General features: G+C 71.4%; 21 protein-coding genes. 7 read left to right on the plus strand and 14 right to left on the minus strand.

What is annotated here, in order from left to right; all coding sequences use genetic code 11:
- Positions 1-10: 10 nt before the first annotated feature.
- The 3 genes from AB0M88_RS20705 to AB0M88_RS20715 form a co-directional block, all read right to left on the minus strand.
- The gene (locus AB0M88_RS20705) at positions 11-1,018 is read right to left on the minus strand and encodes a lamin tail domain-containing protein (RefSeq protein WP_364104306.1); all 1,008 of its coding nucleotides are present in this window, start codon (positions 1,016-1,018) and stop codon (positions 11-13) included.
- Between the two features lie 64 nt (positions 1,019-1,082).
- On the minus strand, positions 1,083-2,651 hold the full coding sequence (locus tag AB0M88_RS20710) for a signal peptidase I (RefSeq protein WP_364104309.1): 1,569 nt from the start codon (positions 2,649-2,651) through the stop codon (positions 1,083-1,085).
- Between the two features lie 89 nt (positions 2,652-2,740).
- Positions 2,741-3,205, minus strand: a complete 465-nt coding sequence (locus tag AB0M88_RS20715) for a hypothetical protein (RefSeq protein WP_364104311.1) — start codon at positions 3,203-3,205, stop codon at positions 2,741-2,743.
- Positions 3,206-3,492: 287 nt separating this feature from the next.
- Between AB0M88_RS20715 and AB0M88_RS20720 the strand changes: the two genes are divergently transcribed.
- Together AB0M88_RS20720 and AB0M88_RS20725 are read left to right on the plus strand one after the other, a co-directional pair.
- Positions 3,493-4,233, plus strand: coding sequence for a pentapeptide repeat-containing protein (locus AB0M88_RS20720; protein ID WP_364104314.1), 741 nt, complete (start codon positions 3,493-3,495; stop codon positions 4,231-4,233).
- Between the two features lie 41 nt (positions 4,234-4,274).
- Positions 4,275-5,579 (plus strand): TerC/Alx family metal homeostasis membrane protein, encoded by a 1,305-nt coding sequence (locus AB0M88_RS20725; protein ID WP_364104316.1) that lies wholly within the window; start codon positions 4,275-4,277, stop codon positions 5,577-5,579.
- 6 nt (positions 5,580-5,585) lie between these two features.
- On the opposite strand, the gene AB0M88_RS20730 is transcribed toward AB0M88_RS20725, so the two are convergent.
- Both AB0M88_RS20730 and AB0M88_RS20735 read right to left on the minus strand, forming a co-directional pair.
- Complete coding sequence (locus AB0M88_RS20730) at positions 5,586-7,067, minus strand: hypothetical protein (RefSeq protein WP_364104319.1); 1,482 nt, start codon at positions 7,065-7,067, stop codon at positions 5,586-5,588.
- A gap of 166 nt (positions 7,068-7,233) precedes the next feature.
- Positions 7,234-8,058, minus strand: coding sequence for a fused MFS/spermidine synthase (locus AB0M88_RS20735; RefSeq protein WP_364104448.1), 825 nt, complete (start codon positions 8,056-8,058; stop codon positions 7,234-7,236).
- A gap of 112 nt (positions 8,059-8,170) precedes the next feature.
- On the opposite strand from AB0M88_RS20735, the gene AB0M88_RS20740 reads away from it, so the two are divergent.
- On the plus strand, positions 8,171-8,548 hold the full coding sequence (locus AB0M88_RS20740; RefSeq protein WP_364104322.1) for a hypothetical protein: 378 nt from the start codon (positions 8,171-8,173) through the stop codon (positions 8,546-8,548).
- A gap of 7 nt (positions 8,549-8,555) precedes the next feature.
- Here AB0M88_RS20740 and AB0M88_RS20745 read toward each other — a convergent pair whose 3' ends face one another.
- Positions 8,556-8,723 carry an antitoxin gene (locus AB0M88_RS20745; RefSeq protein ID WP_364104325.1) on the minus strand — a complete coding sequence of 56 codons (168 nt, stop codon included), beginning with the start codon at positions 8,721-8,723 and terminating at the stop codon, positions 8,556-8,558.
- Positions 8,720-10,642, minus strand: a complete 1,923-nt coding sequence (malQ, locus tag AB0M88_RS20750) for a 4-alpha-glucanotransferase (RefSeq protein WP_364104327.1) — start codon at positions 10,640-10,642, stop codon at positions 8,720-8,722. Before malQ ends, AB0M88_RS20745 begins: the two co-directional genes overlap by 4 nt.
- A gap of 83 nt (positions 10,643-10,725) precedes the next feature.
- Between malQ and AB0M88_RS20755 the strand changes: the two genes are divergently transcribed.
- Together AB0M88_RS20755 and AB0M88_RS20760 are read left to right on the plus strand one after the other, a co-directional pair.
- The gene (locus tag AB0M88_RS20755) at positions 10,726-10,983 is read left to right on the plus strand and encodes a hypothetical protein (protein WP_364104329.1); all 258 of its coding nucleotides are present in this window, start codon (positions 10,726-10,728) and stop codon (positions 10,981-10,983) included.
- Between the two features lie 55 nt (positions 10,984-11,038).
- Positions 11,039-12,295, plus strand: a complete 1,257-nt coding sequence (locus AB0M88_RS20760) for a chitosanase (RefSeq protein WP_364104332.1) — start codon at positions 11,039-11,041, stop codon at positions 12,293-12,295.
- Here the strand turns inward: AB0M88_RS20760 and AB0M88_RS20765 are convergent.
- Positions 12,288-13,157: a carbohydrate-binding protein gene (locus AB0M88_RS20765; protein WP_364104335.1), complete on the minus strand. Its 870-nt coding sequence runs from the start codon at positions 13,155-13,157 to the stop codon at positions 12,288-12,290. The two genes, AB0M88_RS20760 and AB0M88_RS20765, sit on opposite strands and share 8 nt — an antisense overlap.
- 77 nt (positions 13,158-13,234) lie before the next feature.
- Entirely contained in the window at positions 13,235-13,672 is a 438-nt protein-coding gene (locus AB0M88_RS20770) for an ATP-binding protein (RefSeq protein WP_364104451.1), read from the minus strand.
- A gap of 42 nt (positions 13,673-13,714) precedes the next feature.
- On the opposite strand from AB0M88_RS20770, the gene AB0M88_RS20775 reads away from it, so the two are divergent.
- Both AB0M88_RS20775 and AB0M88_RS20780 read left to right on the plus strand, forming a co-directional pair.
- Positions 13,715-14,821, plus strand: coding sequence for a DUF5931 domain-containing protein (locus AB0M88_RS20775; protein WP_364104338.1), 1,107 nt, complete (start codon positions 13,715-13,717; stop codon positions 14,819-14,821).
- A 26-nt stretch (positions 14,822-14,847) separates the two neighbouring features.
- Positions 14,848-15,480: a response regulator transcription factor gene (locus AB0M88_RS20780; RefSeq protein WP_364104454.1), complete on the plus strand. Its 633-nt coding sequence runs from the start codon at positions 14,848-14,850 to the stop codon at positions 15,478-15,480.
- A 21-nt stretch (positions 15,481-15,501) separates the two neighbouring features.
- On the opposite strand, the gene AB0M88_RS20785 is transcribed toward AB0M88_RS20780, so the two are convergent.
- From AB0M88_RS20785 to rsgA, 5 genes are all read right to left on the minus strand, one after another.
- Positions 15,502-15,654: a hypothetical protein gene (locus AB0M88_RS20785; protein WP_364104341.1), complete on the minus strand. Its 153-nt coding sequence runs from the start codon at positions 15,652-15,654 to the stop codon at positions 15,502-15,504.
- Between the two features lie 9 nt (positions 15,655-15,663).
- Positions 15,664-16,419, minus strand: a complete 756-nt coding sequence (locus tag AB0M88_RS20790) for an ATP-binding protein (RefSeq protein ID WP_364104344.1) — start codon at positions 16,417-16,419, stop codon at positions 15,664-15,666.
- Between the two features lie 181 nt (positions 16,420-16,600).
- Entirely contained in the window at positions 16,601-17,494 is an 894-nt protein-coding gene (locus AB0M88_RS20795; RefSeq protein ID WP_364104347.1) for a hypothetical protein, read from the minus strand.
- Between the two features lie 19 nt (positions 17,495-17,513).
- Positions 17,514-18,308, minus strand: coding sequence for a histidinol-phosphatase (hisN, locus tag AB0M88_RS20800; protein WP_364104350.1), 795 nt, complete (start codon positions 18,306-18,308; stop codon positions 17,514-17,516).
- 26 nt (positions 18,309-18,334) lie between these two features.
- Complete coding sequence (gene rsgA / locus AB0M88_RS20805; protein ID WP_364104457.1) at positions 18,335-19,426, minus strand: ribosome small subunit-dependent GTPase A; 1,092 nt, start codon at positions 19,424-19,426, stop codon at positions 18,335-18,337.
- Between the last annotated feature and the right edge of the window lie 22 nt (positions 19,427-19,448).

Below are 19,448 nucleotides of genomic sequence, written 5' to 3' on the forward strand. Positions count from 1 at the left end.
GCCGGTTCGATCAGCAGACGGTCACCCCGCTCCCGGCACCCCACTTGCAGGTGTCGACGGTCTTGCCCTTGGCGTCCCGGAGGATGGCGGTGTCGCCGCCGTCGTTCCAGATGTAGCCGGTACGGCCCCAGTAGCGGTGGGCACTGCTGTTGGTGCCCTTGCCGGTGTGCACGTAGACCGCGCCTTTGCTGCTGAGGCGGTAGGTCGACGTGAAGGTGTAGACGTGGTTGGTGGCGTCGCGGATGGTCCAGCTCCTGAGGTCCACCGTCGCCCCGGTGTTGTTGGTGACGAGGACCCACTCGGCGTTCAGGCTCTTCGCCCTGTATTGGATCTTGGTGAACTGGACGCTGCCGGTCGGTTTCGCCGGCGCGGAGGTTCCGGCCACGGTCAGGTTGCGGGCGGCCGAGTAACCGGCGAGCACGCCGTTCGACGGGTCGGCGCCGACGTACGCCCGGAAGGCGTGCGAGCCGGCCGGAACATTCCGGGCGGTCCCGTCGAACGTGCCGTCCGCGCCGATCTCGCCAGCCGCGATGGTCGTCCAACCGCCGCTCAGGTTGACCTGGACCTGCGCCGCCAGGGTCGGTTCGCCCGGGGAGGCCTCGACGTGGGCCGACACGGTGTTCGCGCTGGTCGACGTGAGGGTCAGGACCGGATTCTGCTGGATGCGGACGGTCAGCTTGTTGGACCGTACGCCCTCCGACTCGACCTGGAAGTAGAAGCCGGAGTCCAGAATCCGCTGCAACCGCCAGTGCCCACCCGAGTCGGCGGTGGCGGTCACCGGGCCGCCCCCGTTCGCCCAGTCGTCGGCCGGCTCCAGGTCGTCGAAGACGATCGCCGTCTCATACAACTGCACGGACGCACCCGGCGCGGCGGTCCCACTCAACTCGACCGGCCCGTAACCGATGCGGGCGTCGGGTCCGGCCAGCGTGGGCGCGGTAGCGGCAAAAGACGGCGAGCCCAGGGCGAGCGCCGCCGTGGCCCCGGCCGCAGCGGCCGCGGCAACCAGCTTCTTGATCATCCGGGCAGCCTAGGTTCTGCTGACTCTGCGTAGTGATGGCTGGTAGGGCTTGTTTTGATGACCGTCAGGACACCTCGGAGGCGGCCCTTCGGCGGTGGGTGCCGGCGCCGGGCGGCCGGTCGATCAGTTCGACGTTCTGCAGGGTCGGTTCGTCCAGTGGAACCCGATATCGGTAGGTGATCCCCTCGTCCCGAACGACGAAATCGTCGGCGTCGGGGCGGCGCCACGTGAGAATCATCTGGCCGTAGCGCTCGGCGAGCTTGACCAGCGCGGGAAAGTTGTCGACGTTGACGACCGGCTTCCCGGGCGGCGACGCCATCGGCTCCACGTGAACGAGCAACTGAGGGTAACGACGCTCGATCTCGGCGCGGGTGCGGACGACGGTGTTGCGACGAATGACGAAGAAGATGCCGAAGGCGCCCAAGGCCGCGATGATCAGCAGGAGCAACGCATAGGATCGGGCCTGGGCGGCGTTCATGACCGACCAGCTGAAGACCCTGAGCTCGCGAGCCACCGTGATGGTTGTGGCGTCGGCGGAACCGCCGGTCGTCAAGTTCGCGCCGTTGCCGAGCACCATCTGCATCGCGTCGATCTGGAGATTCAGCGGCGCCTGGAGGGTGCCCAGGCCGCTCGATTTCACGTGCGCATTCAGTTCGACGCTGACGGCGCCGGCCTTCGAGGCGCCGATCGCCTGCGACGCCGCATCGGAGCGGGCGGTCAGCGCGGCCAGATCCAGGGGAACGGTCGCCCGGTAGGACGTCCCGGTAAAGGCCGTGTCCTTCACCAGTTGCATCGAGGTGTGCCAGCCGGTTCCGTTCGTGAGCCGGGCGGTGAGACCGAACGTGCCCGCCGGCCCGGAGTAGGCGACATGAAGGTCGATCCGGCTGGCGAGCCGGCGGAAGATCGGGTCGGGGGAGGCCACGGTCGTGCCGTCGTAGGCGGCCGACCTCGGCACCTTCGCCGAATACGAGTAGGTCATCGACCGCTGCGGGCCGTGTGCGACCTTCCGGGTCTGGTAGGGGGGTTTCATCCAACCCAGCACACCGAGAACGAGCCCGATGACGGCCACGAGAGCCACGACGGCGGCCGCGGCCCGCAGGACGGGTGGCAGCCGCTTGATCAAATTCAGGATCGCGGCTGCGGCCGTCAACGAGCCTCCTTGGCGCGACATGGCCTTCACTTTCTTCTTGCGGCGGCCCCGAGGAACCTCGCGGCGGTTTCGAGCCACCGCGGTCCCGCTGCCGACGAACAAAAAGCCGATCATTCCCAGGCCGGTCGGGCCCAACAGCGGCTTCAGCCAGTAGCCGCCATTCGGCACGAGGAGGGCCGCGTGGCCGATCAGCTGGTCGCCGGCGGGTCTCAGCGGGTCGGTCGACTGGTTGTTGTCCCCCTTGAAGACGAACCCCGAACTGCTGTTGCCACCGATGATGCGGTGCAGCACCTTCTGCCCCGGGACGGAACCATGGTAAGCAACAATCTCGCCTATATGGTACGAATCGGCCTTGCGGACGAAGACCAGGTCGCCCTGGTAATAGACCGGATTCATGCTGACGCCGCTCGTGACGACATACGAGATCCGCTCGGTCATGAGCGCCCACGCGCCAATGGCCGCCATCACAAGGATGGCGGCCACGGTGAAAGCGCGGACATTTGCGCGGATGAGATCCCCTGGGTTGGCGCCTTACCTAGAGCCTGACACCCGGAAGCAGCCGCGGCGGTGGATTAGGCAACCGCGACGGTCAGCTTGGTCATGCCGGCGAAGTAGCCGGTCGGGCTACCGGCGTTGTCCGTCGCGGTGCAGACAACGCTGTTGGTGCTCGCCGCGCCGGCCGCTCCGGTCAGGATCGGGACCGAGCCGCTGCCCGTCGGAGTGGTGGTGCCGTCGTCGCACAGCCACTTGGTCGCGCCGGAAGCGCCGAAGCCGGTGCCGGTGGCCGACATCGTCAATGCTTTGCTGGCCGCGCCGGTGAGGGTGACCGTGAGGTAGTCGACCTGCGTCTTCGTGGTGTCGGTGTAGTGGTACACGATGGTGTCCACGTTCGCGCCGGTGATGTTCTGATCGATGGAGCCACCGACGAACTGGTTGGCGCTCGGCGTCATCGACAGGCCGGAGCCGGTCAGAGCGGTACTGCCGGCGGCGACGGCACCGGCGACGGCGACACCGCCGAGGAGCTGAAGCATGCTCATGCTGCGCATAGGATCGTTCTCCCTGTTCGGTAGCCATCGACCGGTCGGCCCCTGGCTGAAGCCCGGCTCCGCCGGGCTCGTACTTTGTTTCGGCGGCCTTCCGTGCCCGCCTCGGACAACTGATGAATCGGCCGAGAGGGTGATCCAGGTGAACGTTTGGCGGGGGTTTTCCTGGCAAATTCCTGTGGGCTCGACACACGCGTTACCCCGGGTCCGCCGCGGCCCCGTGAGCCCCGGCACGCCCACCCCGGACATCGACGACGAAGGCGTCTGAGAGAGTGGGTCAGGTGGGCGAACGGGTACTCGAAGCCGACTGCGCGAGCTGCGCCGGCCTCTGCTGTGTGGCTCCGGCCTTTGCTAAAACGTCAGACTTTGCCATCGACAAAGCGCCCGGCCGGCCCTGCCCCAACCTCGACGGAACGACGTGCACGATCCACGACCGGCTCGATGCCAAGGGTTTTCACGGCTGTGTCGTCTTCGACTGTTTCGGGGCCGGGCAGCGGATCACCCAGGAGACGTTCGGGGGCCGCAGTTGGCGGGAAGCGCCCGACATGCTGGCCCTGCTGCCGATCGTGCGGCAGCTGCACGAGCTGATGTGGTTGCTCACCGAGGCGCTCAAGCTCGACGAGGCGGCGGAGCTGCACCCGATGCTGCGCGACGCGCGGGAGGAGACCGACCGGCTGGCGGGGGGCGCGGCGGCCGCGGTGAAACGGCTCGATCTGGACGCGTACCGGAGGAAGATCAACCCTCTCCTGCAGCAGGCGAGCGAGCTGGCCCGGGCGAAGGCCCGGGCCAAGGGTCAGAAGGATCACCGGGGTGCCAACCTGATCGGGCGGCGGATGCGGGGAGCCGATCTTCGTGCGGCGAGCCTGCGCGGGGCGCTGCTCATCGGAGCCGATCTGCGGGGCGCTGACCTGCGGCGGGCCGATTTCACCGGGGCCGATCTGCGGGGCGCCGACCTGCGGGGGGCCGATCTGACCGGGGCGCTGTTCCTGACCGAGGCCCAGTTGCGCGCCGCTGTGGTGTGACGGAAGGCGTCAGCCGGTCCCGCCACCCCTAGGATGTGAGAATGGTTTGGCTGCTGACCGTTCTCGGCATCGTCGGTCTGCTGCTTTTCGACTACTTCTTCCATGTCCGGCGCGCGCACGTGCCGAGCATCGGCGAGGCGGCGCGGTGGACCGCGATCTACGTGTCGATCGCGATTCTGTTCGGGTTGGGTGTCGTGGTCTTCGGCGGCGGCGCGATGGGCACTCAATATTTCGCCGGCTACGTCACCGAGGAAGCCCTCTCGGTCGACAACCTGTTCGTGTTCCTGCTGCTGCTCAGCAGCTTCAAGGTGCCCCGCGCCGACCAGCAGAAGGTGCTGCTCGTCGGCATCGCGGTGTCGCTGATCGCGCGCACCGGGTTCATCCTGCTCGGCGCCGCGCTGATCGACTCGTTCGCCTGGGTGTTCTACCTGTTCGGGCTGATTCTGCTGGTCACCGCGGGCAACCTGCTGCGTCAGCAGGCGAGCGGCGAGGAGGAGAGCCCCGACAACATCATCATCCGGCTGGCCCGGCGGGTGCTGCGCACCTCCGACGTCTACGACGGCGACAAGCTCTTCACCCAGCAGGACGGCCGGCGCGTGATGACCCCGATGCTGCTGGTCATGGTGGCGATCGGCGGCACCGACATCCTGTTCGCGCTCGACTCGATCCCGGCGATCTTCGGCCTCACCCAGAACGTCTACCTGGTCTTCACCGCGACCGCGTTCTCCCTGCTCGGCCTGCGCCAGCTCTACTTCCTGATCGACGGGTTGCTCGACCGTCTGGTCTACCTCTCCTACGGCCTGGCCGCGATCCTGGCGCTGATCGGCGTCAAGCTGGTCCTGCACTCCATGCACGAAAACAACGTGCCGTTCCTCAACGGCGGCCACCCGATCCACGTCTTCGAGATCTCCACCGGGCTGTCCCTGACGATCATCGTGTCGGTGCTGCTCATCACCGTCGTGGTGTCGCTGCTGAGCGCGAAGGGCCGCGCCCAGATGTACACGGCGGCCGCCCGCCGGCACGCCCTGGAGTTCCTCGACATCGAGACCGACCCGGCCTACTGCGACGCGATCTTCCACCGCCTGCTGGTCGAGGAGGAGCACCTCAAGTCGCTGCCCGACCGCTACCGCGAGCAGGTGCGCTCGGAAGACGAGCTGATAGATCTCATCCACCGCGCCCACACGGTCCACGAGCGGCGGGTGGCCGAGGGCACGTGCTTCGCCGCCGGCGAGGCGGTCACGAAGGGCCGGGCCGGGCGACGGCGCCCGGTGGGCACGGCACCCCAGGTGGTGGCTGACGCCCGCGGGCGTACGCCGGAGAAGCGCGCACGCCCGTCTGAAGGCTGACCGGGTTCAGTCGTTGCGGTGACGCGTGCCCTGGTCGTCGCCGACCGGGCGCTGGCCGGTGGCGCGGGCCCGGGCCGAGTTCCCGGCGAAGCGGGCCGCCGTGCGCCGCGCCGACTCGGCCCGCTCGTCGGCCGGGAGACCGTGGTCGCCCTCGGCGAGGAACGACGACAGGTTGGTGGTCTGCGTCTCGTAGCGCTCGAGGGACTGCTCGGCGCCCGCGTTGGCCGAGACCAGGCTGGCCACCCGGGCGGCCAGGTCGGCGGCGCGTGAGGCCAGGTCGGTGTACTCCGGTTGGGGCGTGCGGGCGGGCGGCGCGGCCGGGAGCGGGTGCGGCGCCGGGAAGGGGTGGGGCGCGGGCACCGGTGCCGGCTGGTAGTCCGCGTAGGGATGCGGCTCGTCGTATCCGGCGTGCTGCTCGACGGCGTAGCCGCCCTGCTCGACCGGGTAACCGCCTTGCGCACCCGCGTGGCCGGCATGCTCGGCCGGGTAGCCGCCGTGCTCGCCCGGGTAGGCGCGCTGCAGGGTCCCGTCGTAACCGCCGGGCTCGGCCGGCTGACCATCCGGGCCGCCCGGGTAAGAGGCCGGCTCACCCACGTGAGCGGCCTGCTCACTTGCGTAGGCGCTCTGCTCACCTGCGTAGGCACTCTGCTCACCCACGTAGGCGCTCTGCTCACCCACGTAGGCGCTCTGCTCACCCACGTAGGCGATCTGGTCACCCGCGTGGGTGCTCTGGCTGCCCGCGTAGCCGCCTGGACCGCCCGCATAGGCGGCGTAAGCGTCAAAGCCGGGCTGCCCGCCGGACATGTGCTCGTCGAGGAACGGCTCCTGCTCCCAGCCCGCCGCGTCGACGACCGGCACCGAGGAGATCGACTCGACCTCGAGCGTCGGCCCGGTGACGCCGGTGCTGATCGGCCCCTCGACCGTCAACGAGCCGAGCAGCGAGACCGTCTGCCCCTCGCCGCCCTGGTAGTTGTTGAATTCCGGCCCGATCACCAGCCGCGACAGCATGCGGGCCTGCGGCGCCGCCAGCCCCAGTTCGCCCGAGTGCTCGACCCGGAACCGGGCGATCGACTGGCGCAGCATGTTGGCCAGCCGGTCGGCGTCGCCGACCGTCGCCAGGTCGCCGCCCGCGAACACGAGCGCCGGGAACGCGCCTGCGGGCCCGTTGCACACCAGCTGAATCTGGGTGACGGTGGCCGAGCGCCCGGTGTCGCGGTTGCCCGGCTGCACGCGCAGGTGCTGCGGCCACAGCCAGTGCAGTTCGCCGCCGGCCCGGCCCGCCGGGTCGACGAACACGACCCGGGTCTCGGTGACGGCGACGCCGGTCTCCTCGGGGAGGGTCCAGCGGGGAAGCGAGGCGGGCTCGCCGAACGCGTACTCGGCGACCGCGCAGCGCCCGGTCCAGAGGATGCGCTCGGTGCCGAGCGACTCCTGCAGGCTGCGGACCGGCTCGGGGCCCGAAGCGGACAGGAAGAACATGTCGGGCACGTCGCGCCATCTCCCCGGGTTGGCGGCCGAGTCCCAGATTCCCGGCCTGGTGTCGATTACAACCGTGCGTCATCGACGGGGACAAGTCGGCGCGGCGGAATCACACCGGATTTCCTGACTAGTACACGACAGGGCCGAATTACTTGAACGTTTGGGTTGATTCGGATCACCGTCGGTTACTGAACAGGCCCTCGGGCGGGTTCGGTGAGGCGACCGCGACACTGTCCGTGACGACCGCCGCTCCGGCCGCGAATCGGTCGAGGTCGGTCTCGAGCCGGCCCGGGAACCAGTCGCCGGCCGCCCGCCGGGACAGCTCGGCGATCGGCGGCGGGGTGCGGCCGGCCAGCACGACCAGGTTGCCGAATCGGCGCCCGCGCAGCACCGCCGCGTCGGCGACCAGGCACGCCTCGGGCAGCACCGAACGGATCGTGGCGACCTGGGCCCGGGCGTGTTTGAAGGGCGGCCCGTCGGCGATGTTGGCGATCAGCCGGCCGGCCGGGGCGAGCACCCGGGCGACGGATCGGATGAACTCGACCGAGGCGAGGTGGGCCGGGGTGCGGGCGCCGGCGAAGACGTCGAGGACGACCAGGTCGTATCCGGCCTCGCGCATGCCTTCGACGGCCGCTCGGGCGTCGTCGACGCGTACGCGGATAGCTGCCTTGGCCGGCAGCGGAAGCTGCCGTCGGACGAGTTCGACCAGCGGCCCGTCGATCTCGACCACCCGCTGGGCCGAGCCGGGCCGGGTGGCCGCGACGTAGCGGGGCAGGGTGAGCGCGCCGCCGCCCAGGTGGAGCACGCGCAGCGGTTCGCCGGGCGGAGCGCTCAGGTCGATCGCCGCGGCGATCCGGCGCACGTATTCGAACTCGAGATGGGTCGGGTCGGCCAGGTCGACGTGGGACTGCGGCGCGCCGTCGAGCAGCAGCGTGAAGGCGGTGGCGCGGTCGGGGTCGGGCACCAGTTCGGCCACGCCGGAGGCGACCGTCTCGATCATGCGTTCGGACCGCCTGCGCTGTGCCACCCGGTAAGTATGCCTGTACCAGTTTCGGGGATATTTTTCGCGAAACTCCCATATGGGCAGTTCAGGGCGGGTCACACTGACCACCGTGACGAGCAATGTGCTGGCGCACCTCATCGGCGAGCCGCCGCGCCGCGCCCTGGAACCACCACCGGCCGGCCAGATGCCCGCGATCCTGGCCGCCGCCCAGCAGGAGGCCGGCCCGCCGCTGCGGATCCGGCGGTACGAATCCGAGGACGGCCCGGCCTTCTGGCGCTGGGACTGCGCGCACTGCGGCGAGTACGGCGGAGGCCGTCACCACGCCGACGCGGTCACCCGCGCCATGCGGCACTGCGGCGAGCACCCGGGACACCGCTCGTCCCTGCTGCCCCCGACGCTGTGCCGCCAGCGCGACGTCTTCCTGCCCCTGCACCCGATGCTGTTCGCGGTCGACGACGACGCCGGCCCGGAGCCGTTGGCCGTCTAGGGCAGGCCTAGGCCTCCCCGGTCCGTTTCTGGGCCTCGTCGACGGCCTTGTCGATCTGTGACGAGTATTTGTGGTCGGTCTTCTTGTCGACCACGTCACCGACCTTGTCGAGGGCCTTGTCGACCTGCTCCTCGTGCTTGTCGATGAAGTCCTTGGCCTTGTCGAGGAAGCTCATCCCGCCACCTTTCGAGCGCTGAGCACCGCGGCCGTCCGGGCGATGCGGGGATCCTTGGCGATCTCCGCCAGGTCGGCCCGCAGCGGCAGGCGCCAGTTCGGATATTGGTCGGTCGTGCCGGGCAGGTTGGGCTGGTCGATCTCGCCGAGCACGTCGTACAGCGAGGCGGTGACGAACCGGCACGGCGTGCGGGCCAGGAACTCGTGCATCGCCAGGATGATCTCGTCGGTGCTGCTGTCGTCGGTGATCAGACCGTCCTTTCGCAGAAGCGCGAGCAGGGCGGCCCGATCCTTGTCGGCCGCCGCCGTCTCCTCCTCGACCGTCCCCGCGAGCTGACCCAGCCGGGCCCGCACCCGCACCTGCTCCCCGGTCAGGAACCCGGCCGCGGTCGGCAGGTCGTGGGTCGAGACGCTGGCCAGCGCGTTGCGGGGATAGTCGGCGGCGGCGATGAACGGCTGCCCCTCAGCCTCCCAGACCCGGGTGAACCAGAGAACCGCCGAACCGAGCATGTTCATCCGTTCCAGCGTCTCGGTCACGGCCTTCTGCACCGTGCCGAGGTCCTCGCCGATCACCACCGCGCCGGCCCGGGTCGCCTCCAGGGCCAGGATGCCGAGCATCGCCTCGGGGTCGTAGTGCACGTAGGTGCCCTCGGCCGGTCCCATGCCCGGCGGCACCCACCACAGCCGCCACAGGCCGGCCACGTGGTCGACCCGCAGACCGCCGGCCCGCTGGAAGATGCGCCGCAGCATGTCGCGGTAAGCCGCGTACCCGGTCTCGATCAGCTGGTCGGGACGCCAGGCGGCGAGCCCCCAGTCCTGCCCGAGCTGGTTGAACGCGTCCGGCGGGGCGCCGGTGTGCACGCCGGCGGCCAGCACGTCCTGCAGCAGCCAGCCGTCGGCCCCATTCGGGTCGATGCCGACGGCCAGGTCGTGGACGATGCCGACCGGCATGCCGGCCTCCCTCGCCGCCGCGTTCGCGGCGGCGAGCTGCTCGGTCAGCAGACGCTGCAGCCAGGCGTGGAAGGCCACCCGCTCACTCTCGTACGCCCGGACGGCCGCCGAGTCGGGGCGGCGGTAGTGCTCCGGCCACTCGGTCCAGTTCGGGCCGAACCGTTCGGCGAGCGCGCAGAACCGGGCGAAGTCGGCGAGTCCCGGGTCGGATTCCAGGTCGATCTCCCCGGCCAGCGGCCACAGCAGCTCGAGCGCCGCCCGTTTCGCCTGCCAGACCGCGCTGTAGTCGATCAAGTCGCCCGGTGAAGGCCGGAGCGCGTCGACCTGCTCGCGCAGGGCCGGATCGGCCCGCCGGTATTCCGGGGTGTCGGAGATTCGCAGGTAGAGCGGGTTGGCGAACCGCCGGCTGGACGGCGAATAGGGCGAGGCGGCCACCGGCAGCGTCGGCGTGATCGCGTGCAGCGGGTTGAGCAGGATCAGCCCCGGCGATCCGGCCGACGGCAGGAAGTCCTGCAGGTCGCCGAGGTCGCCCATGCCCCACGAGCGGTCCGAGTGCAGCGCGTACAGCTGGAGCATCCAGCCCCAGCTCGGCGGCGCCTCGGGCAGCGACTCGGGTACCACGATCAGCGTGCTCGCGCGGTCGCCGACCCGCAGCGTGTGATAGCCCAGCGGGAGATCGCCGGGAACCTCGGTGACCTCCCGCGAGGAACCGTCCTCGAGCGTGATCACTCCCGGGCCGGTCAGCGGCCGCCCCGAGCCTTCGCGCACCACCACGGTGCCGGGCTGGTCCTGCTCCCGCCGCTGGGCCAGCGCCGAGGCGATCGCCGCCGGGGAGGTGGCGTCCACGCCGAGCAGGCCCAGGACGGCGACCACCGACTCGGGCGCGACGTCCCTGCGCTCGCGGTGCCAGTCCTCGTACCAGGTGGCCACCCCGTTGGCCTCGGCCAATGCCACCAGATCGGCGTCCATCCGCACCCCTCTCACGTTGTCCCTGCTGCTCATACCCTGCCCGACGACGGGTCATCCTTGCTTGCCTGATTCAGGATGGAGTGATGTCCGCAGTGATGAAGTGGTGGTCGCGGGTTGCCGCGGCCGTGACCGGCCTGACGCTCACGCTGGTCGTCCCCGTGCATGCCTGGGCGGCGAGCAACGGCGTCGCCGACGTGGCGACCGAGGCGGTGCGCTACCGGCGGCGCCGCGGCGGGTTCGGGTTCGTGGGGCTCCTGGGCGGCCTGTGCTGCCTGTTCGTGGTGGCCGCGATCCTGCTCGTGATCCTGCTGGTGCGCCGGGGCCGCCGTCGCCCGGAGTAGGTTTTTCCGGCGAAACGCTCCACGGGCCCGGTCGTCGCCGCCCTAGCGTGGGAGTGTGCCGACCAAATTCGTGCTCGGCGGCGTGGCCGTGGTGCTCTGCGTGCCGCTCGCGGTCTCGGCCGCCGCCGCTCACGCCAGTGACGAGGTGCTGCTCTCGCGCGACCGCCCGGCGACCGCCTCGTCGGTGCTCGGCCCGCGGTGGGCGGCCGGCGACGCGACCGACGCGGCCGGCGACACCCGCTGGGCCAGTGCGGACGGGGCGGGCACGCAGTGGCTGCGCGTCGACCTGGGCGCCGTGCGTGCGGTCGACCGGGTGCGGCTGCGCTGGGAGAGCGCGTACGCCCGGACGTATCGGGTGCAGACCTCGGACGACGGCGCGAGCTGGACCACCCTGTTCACCACCCGGTCGGGCAACGGCGGCACCGACGACCTCGTGAGGCTCGACGGCCACGGGCGGTACCTGCGGGTGCTGGCCACCCAGCGCGGCCGGGCGACCGGCGGCTACTCGCTGTGGGATCTCCGGGTCTACGGGCCGGCCGGCTCGACCGCGAACGTGACCGAGAGCCTGCCCGGCGCCGCCGCAGGTCTAGAGAGCGCCGGCCTGGAGAGCGCGGGCCTGGAGAGCACCGGCAAGAAGGAGACCGCGCTCGAACTGGTCGCGAGCGCCGAGAACTCGACGCTGAACTGGCGCCGGGAGTTCGGCTACATCGAGGACATCCACGACGGGCGCGGCTACACCGGCGGGATCATCGGCTTCTGCTCCGGCACGTCGGACATGCTCGAGGTCGTCCAGGAGTACACCCGGCGCGAGCCGCGGAACGTGCTCGCGGCGTACCTCCCGGCCCTGCGCCGGGTGGACGGCTCGGACTCGCACGCCGGGCTCGATCCGGGGTTCCCGGTCGCCTGGAGGGCGGCGGCCACCGACCCGGTCTTCCAGAAGGTGCAGGAGGACGAGCGTGACCAGGTGTACTTCCAGCCGGCGGTGCGCCTGGCCGCGCAGGACGGGCTGCGGGCGCTCGGGCAGTTCGCCTACTACGACGCCGCGGTCATGCACGGTGTCTCGGGGCTGCGCGGGATCCGGGCCGCCGCGATGCGGAAGGCGCCGCTGCCGGCCCAGGGCGGCGACGAGATCACCTATCTGGGTGCGTTCCTGGACGCCCGGGTCGCCGCGATGCGCACCGAGGAGGCGCACAGCGATACCACCCGGGTCGACACCGCGCAGCGCCGGTTCCTCGCCGTGGGCAATCTCGACCTGATGACGCCGCTGTCCTGGAAGGTCTACGGCGACAGCTACCGGATCAGCCCTAGCTGACCTTCTGGAAGAGGTTGGGCACGGCCGGCGGCTTCCAGTCCGGCAGCGAGGTGTGCGCTTCCTTCACCTTGTACGTCGAGCCGCCGAAGGTGACCAGGTCACCGGCTTTGTAGTCGGTGAACGGCTTCCACGGCGCGGCCGCGGGGGCGGTCGTCCGACTCGGGGTCGGGGTGGGGGACGGGCTCACCGACGGCGACTCGCTGGGGGGCTCGGAGGGTAGCCGGCCGGGGCGGCCGAAGACCGAGACGTGCACGAAGTCGACGATCATGCGGACCGGGTCGGCGCCGTCGGTGGCCAGGTTGAGCACCAGCACGATGCCGTCGGGCGCGTTGTCGGGCAGCAGCCGCAGCGAGGGGTGCCCGTCGACCGACCACACGATCGCCTTGGGGGACCAGTCGATCGCGTACGTGTGGAAGCCGTCGCCGTCGGTCGGGTCGATGCCGCCGCGCAGCGTCTGGAGCCGGCCCGGGATGAGGCGCCCGTAGCGGTCGAGCACGCTGAACGCCCGCCACGCGCCGGTCTCGCGGCTGGCCTCGATGCGGGCCTCGGCGTGGCCGTACTTCTGGCCGAACGCCTGCCGGGTGCGCAGCAGCCGGGTGACCACGAGGTCGCCGTCGCCGTCCTGCACGCTGTTGCCGGGGTCGCCGTCGAGGCTCCACTTGGCGAGGTCGAGGGCGGAGCCCCGGGTGCCGGCGAAGTCGTCGGCGAAGGCCGGGTGGGAGACCGAGGCGGATGCGGCGTCGTTGCGCCCGGGCAGCCAGATCGAGGCGGCCAGTCCGGCGGTGGCGACGGCGAGTGCGGCCAGCGAGCGAGGCCGGATCGACCACTTCGATCCGCCCGTCCGATGACGTGCCTGGTGCACCGGGACCCCCTAGCTAATTCACAGCGAGGCACACCATTCACGAGAGCCGCTCACGTTGCAAGATCGGAGGGGCGCTCTTAAGGCTCTCTTAAGGAAGTGCGGCTGCTGACCCGGACCGTTGTCCCGCCGGCCCCGGTGACCAGCTCGAAGGTGTCGGTCAGCTCTTCGGCCAGCCAGAGGCCCCAGCCGCCGGGCTGATCGGCCGACGGTCGCACCGGCCCGTCGAGCGGCGCCGGGAGGCCCGGACCGTTGTCGGTGACTTCGCACACCACACGGTCGCCGGTGTGCAGCAGCGTGAGCCGGCCGCCGCCTCCGCCGTGCCGCACCGCGTTGGTGAGCAGCTCGTTGACCGCCACCACGAAGTCGTCCAGCCGGTCGGCGCCCAGTCCGGCCTCACCGGCCCGGGACGCGACGGCGTGCCGCAGCGCGGTGATCGTGCTGTGGTCGAACGCTTCGTGGAGGAGAACGTCATCGCCGATGCGTTCGACGGTAGGCGACCGCCGATCTTCCCGCAGAGCGGGGCCGCGTCCGGTTCCCCGCTGTGGGAGCCTCAAAGCATGGCGCAGGCCCCGCTCTGGCGAGCTATCGCGGTCTACCGCATCGCCGCGCTGGCCTACACCACGATCTTGATCATCCGCAATTTCGAGCACTACCAGCGGCCGATGCTGGCCTGGCCGGCCCTCGCGCTGATGGCCGCCTGGACCCTCACCACGACGTACGCCTACGCCTATCCGGCCCGCCGCCGGGCACCGCTGCTGATCGCCGACCAGCTGATCACCATGGCCGCGCTGGCGAGCAGCGTGTGGATCGTCGGCCGGCCCGCGCTCGAGCAGGGGCGGCCCACCCTCGCCGTCGCCTGGCACGTCGCTCCGGTGCTGGCCTGGGCGGTGTTCGCCGGGCGGCGGGGTGGCATCGCGGCGGCGGCCGCGATGGGAGCCACCGATCTGGTCGTGCGGGCGCACTACGACCAGGCGGCGTTCACGGGTTCGGTGCTGATGCTGCTGGCCGCGATCGCGGTCGGCTATCTGGTGCGGGTCGTCGAGTCCTCGCACCGGCGGCTGCAGCGGGCGATCGAGCTGGAGGCGTCGACCCGCGAACGCGAGCGCCTGGCCCGCGACATCCACGACTCGGTGCTGCAGGTGCTCGCGCTGGTCCGGCGGCGGGGCGCCGGCCTCGACGGCGAGGCGGGCGAGCTGGCCCGGCTGGCCGGCGAACAGGAGGCCGCGCTGCGCAACATGGTGGCGAGCCAGCCTCCCGCCCGGCCCGATCAGGCCGGCGAGGCCGACCTGATGGGCCTGCTTCGGCCGCGGGCGTCGGCCGAGGTCTCGGTGGCCGGCCCGGCCGATCCCGTACGCCTTCCCGAGCGCACGGCCCACGAACTCGCGGCCGCGGTCGCCGCCGCCCTCGACAACGTGACCCGGCACTGCCCGCCCGGCACGAAGGCCTACGTGCTGGTCGAGCAGGAACCGGGCGCGGTCACCGTGACCGTGCGGGACGACGGCGACGGCATCCCGGCCGAACGCCTCGAGCAGGCCGCGTCCCAGGGCCGGCTCGGCGTCGCCCAGTCGATCCGCGGCCGGGTCGCCGCGCTCGGCGGCCGGGTTCACATCACGTCGCCGCCGGGCGCCGGGGCCGAAGTCGAGATGGTGGTGCCGATATCGTGACTGCCGTGACGACTCCCGTACGCGTGATGGTGGTCGACGACCACCCGATGTGGCGCGAGGGCGTGAGCCGTGACCTCGCCGCGGCCGGCTACGCCGTGGTCGCCAGTGTCGGCGAGGGCCGGCAGGCCGTCCGCATCGCCGCGGCGGCCCGCCCCGACGTGGTCGTGCTCGACCTCCAGCTGCCCGACGTCTCCGGCGTCGAGGTGATCAACGGGCTGCGCGAGGCCCTCGGCGAGATCCGCATCCTCATGCTCTCGGCCAGCGGCGAACAGCGCGACGTGCTCGACGCGGTGAAGGCGGGCGCCACCGGCTACCTGCTCAAGTCGGCCGGCCTGACCGAGTTCCTCGACGCGGTGGCCCGCACCGCGGCCGGCGACACCGTCTTCACGCCGGGCCTGGCCGGGCTGGTGCTGGGCGAGTTCCGCCGGCTGGCGGTCGAGCCGTCCGGGTCCGACGCGATCACGCCGAAGCTGACCGAGCGCGAGACCGAGGTGCTGCGCCTGGTCGCCAAGGGGCTGTCCTACCGGCAGATCGCCGAGCGGCTGGTGCTGAGCCACCGCACGGTGCAAAACCACGTGCAGAACACGCTCGGCAAGCTCCAACTGCACAACCGGGTCGAGCTCACCCGCTACGCGATCGAGCAGGGCCTCGACGACTAGCCCGGGCCGCATCCGGACTGGCTAGTCCGGGGCCGCGACGAGCGAGCGGGCCAGCGGCACCTGTTCCTCGTCGTCGAGGTCGTCGTCGTAGAGGGATCGCTCGGCGAGCGGGTCCCAGCTCGGACTGGCACCCCACGCGTCGGCGTCGAATGCCGGGGGAGTGTCGTCGTCCATAATCGGAAATTACCTCATATTTTGGCGGTCATCCCCATCATCGCCGTCCTTGCCCGGGCCCAGCAGCGCCCACACGACCTTCCCGTGGGCCAGCGGGAGGCTGCCCCACCGGGTCGCCACCGTGTCGATCAGCAACGTGCCGCGCCCGCCGTACGCGGTCGGCGCCGGTGCCCCGGTGAACGACGGCACCCGGGGCGACTCGTCCCGCACCGCGACGGCCAGGCCGCCGTTGCGTACGGCCAGCAGCACGACCATCGACGTCCGCGCGTGGGCGACCACGTTGTTGACCATCTCGGTGACCACGATGCAGGCCGACCCGGCCAGGTCGGAGCGGTCCCACCGCTCGCACGCCTCGGTGATCGTCTCGCGTGAACGGCGCGCCGCGCCCACCGCCGGCTCCAGCGTCAGCGCCAGCCGGTCGTCGCGGTTCGGGTCGCCGAGCGAGTCGAGCGCCGCGGACGGGCTCGGCCAGACCGGCCAGCCGGTGTCCCGCCAGCGGCCGGCGTCGTGCGGGTCGGACAGGGCGAGCCGGGCCGCGGGCCAGTCGGCGGTCTCCTCGCGCAGGTCGCGGAGCGTCCCGGCGGCCGCCGGGTCGGCCAGGTCGAGGTCGGCGACGTCGACGACGACCGCCTCGGGCTGGCCGGCGAGCACGTCGAGCAGTGCCGACCGCGTTTCGGCCGCTGTGTCCGCACTGAGCACCCCGGCCAGTCGGACCAGCGGAAATGCCTGATCGGTGGCGACCCGGTGCCGTACCTCGCTGGGCATGATCGCTCCATTGTGCATAACGCGTCCCCCGTTCGCATTTCGGCGAGGCGAGAGCCGGGGCCTGGCATTCTCACGCCGCTGTCTGCCCAGGAGAGGCCCTAATCGGGACATAAGCGCATGGCGAGCATTGCCTGGATGTACCCCGAACGGGCGTTCCCATGCCTGGGAAGCGGCGAGTGGCTCAGCGGCCGGTCGTCGCGGTGCGCAGGCGCGGGCCGGGGTGCCGGGCGGGCGTGGTCGCGTGGTGGTGCTGCGGTTCCGCATAGCGGGTCAGGCCGATCACCGCGCCGAGCGTGACAACGAAGCCGAGCGCGGCCAGCCAGCCGAGTCCCGGCTCGATGCGGTCGCCGAGCACCAGCAGGCCGACGATCGCGGCCGGCACCGCGCCGGCGGCGTCCATCGCGGCGACCGCGGCGGTCGTCGAGCCGCGCTGCATGGCCAAGCCGAGCAGCAGCTGACCGACCAGCGAGTGCACGAGCACCAGATAGAGCAGCGGGTTGGTGAGGAAGCCGGCGACGGTGTGGGCGTTGGTCAGCGGCCGGGCGGCGATCGCGGCGGCCGAGAAGTCGATGCCGGCCAGCGAGCCGAGCACGACCGAGCCGAGCGCGCCGTGCAGGCGTACGGAAAAATAGCCCAGCCCGGCGATCACCAGGACCGACACGGCGAGCGCGACCACCATCCCGGGCCCGATCCGGCGCGAATGCGCCGGTTGAGCCGACAGCACCAGGGCGCAGATGCCGGCCAGCAGCAGGCCCAGCAGCGCCAGCTCGGCCGTGGGCAGGCTCCACTTCAGCACGACCACGCCGAGCAGCACGGTGACGCCGAGCCCGGCGGCGACGCTGGCCTGCACCAGGAACAGCGGAAGGTCGCGACGGGCCAGAAAGGCGAGGATGAACCCGAGCGTCTGGAAGCCGATGCCGGCCAGGTAGCACCGCTGGCCGGCCAGGCGCAACAGCAGGCCGGGGTCGAAGGTGTGGTGCATCGTGGTGCGGGTCGCGGCCCGCGACTGGAGCAGGTTGGCGACCCCGTACGCCATGATCATGGCGGCGAGGAAGATCCAGCCGGATGACACCACGAGACGCACGATAGACCTGTCAGCGGGTGAGCGCGGTCAGGACCGTCTCGTGCAGCAGACCGTTCGTCGCGATCGAGGACGTCTTGTCACCGGCCGGTCGCCCACCGAGATCGGTGATCTTGCCGCCCGCCTCCTGGATGATCGGGATGAGCGCGGCCACGTCCCACAACGACAGCTCGGCCTCGATCATCACGTCGAGCGCGCCCTCGGCGAGCAGCATGTAGCCGTAGAAGTCCCCGTAGGCCCGGCTGCGCCAGGCGGCCAGCGACAGGTCGACGACCGCCTGGGTCTTCCCGAGCTCGGCCCACCCGGTCAGGCTCGAATAGCAGAAGCTCGCGTCGGCCAGCCGCCGAACCCCGGAGACCCCGATGCGGCTCGCCGCGTGCTGATGCTTTCCGGCGTACGCCCCGAGCCCGGTCGCGCCCCACCACCGCCGGCCGAGGGCGGGCGCCGAGACCAGTCCCGCGACCGGGGTGTCCCCCTCGAGCAGGGCGATCAGCGTGCCCCAGATCGGCACCCCGCGGACGAAGTTCTTCGTGCCGTCGATCGGGTCGATCACCCAGTGCCGGCTGCCCGGCCCGGCCGCCGCCTCGGACCGCCCGAACTCCTCGCCGAGCACCGAATCGCGGGGCCGGGCCCGCGCGAGGGTCGCCCGTATCGCCTGCTCGACGGCCGTGTCGGCATCGGAGACCGGGGTGAGGTCAGGCTTGGACTGGACCTTCAGATCGCCGGCCCGGAACCGGGCCATCGAGATCGAGTCGGCCGTGTCGGCGAGCAGATGGGCAAGGGCGAGATCGTCCGAGTAGCCAGCCATGCCCGCACGCTAGCGGATCGAAGGTGTCAGCCCGGTGTCGGCGGGGCCACCAGCTCGTCGCCGTCCTCGGTGTTGCCGCGGACGTCCAGCTCACCGGCCCGGGAGGCGAGCAGGCGGCGGTAGGAGGCCAGTCGGCGCGGGTCGGCATGGCCCGCCGCGACCCACGCGTCGAGGCGGCAGTCGGCGTCGTTCCCGGCGTGCCCGCAGTTGGGCTGGTCCTCCAGCGTGCCCTCGACCAGGTCGGGGAAGCCGTGCAGCAGGCTCTCGGCGCTCACGTGGGCCAGCCCGAAGCTGCGGATGCCCGGGGTGTCGATGATCCAGCCCGGGTCCTTACGGGATCGGCCGACCGGAGGCAGCCGGAGCGCGACCGCGCTGGTCGAGGTGTGCCGGCCCTTGCCGATCGCGCTGACCACGCCGACCGCCCGCAGCGCGTCCGGGACCAGGCGGTTGACCAGCGTGGACTTGCCGACGCCGGAGTGGCCGACGAGCACCGAGATCTGACCGGCCAGGCGCTCGCGCAGCTCGGTGAGGTCGCTGTCCGGCTTGATCAGCACGTAGGGCAGGTCGAGCTCGGCGTAGTAGCCGATCACCGTCTCGGGGCCGGCCAGGTCGGCCTTGGTCAGGCAGAGCAGCGGCTCGATGTCGGCGTCGTACGCCGCGACCAGGCACCGGTCGATGAAGCCGGTGCGGGGCGGCGGGTCGGCCAGCGCGCTGACGATCACCAGCTGGTCGGCGTTGGCGACCACGACCCGTTCGAGCCGGCCCTCGGGTGTCGTGTCGTCGTCGTCGGCCGTGCGGCGCAGCACCGAGGTGCGCTCGGCGATCCGGACGATGCGGGCCAGCGCGCCGTCGTCGCCCGAGACGTCGCCGACCAGGGCCACCCGGTCACCGACCACGACCGACTTACGGCCGAGCTCGCGGGCGCGCATCGCGGTGATGAGCGTGCTGTCGGGGGTGCCGTCGGCGAGCACGCAGCCGTACCGGCCACGGTCGACCGCGATCACCAGGGCCTCGATGGCGTCGTCGTGCTTGGGCCGGGTCCGGGTGCGTGGGCGCGACGAACGGCCCGGCCGGATCCGTACGTCGTCTTCGTCGTACTCCCGCTTGCGACCTGGCAGCGCCCGCTCCTCGCTTCTCGCT

This window comes from Actinoplanes sp. NPDC051411 (assembly GCF_040682075.1).
Taxonomy (GTDB): Bacteria; Actinomycetota; Actinomycetes; order Mycobacteriales; family Micromonosporaceae; genus Actinoplanes.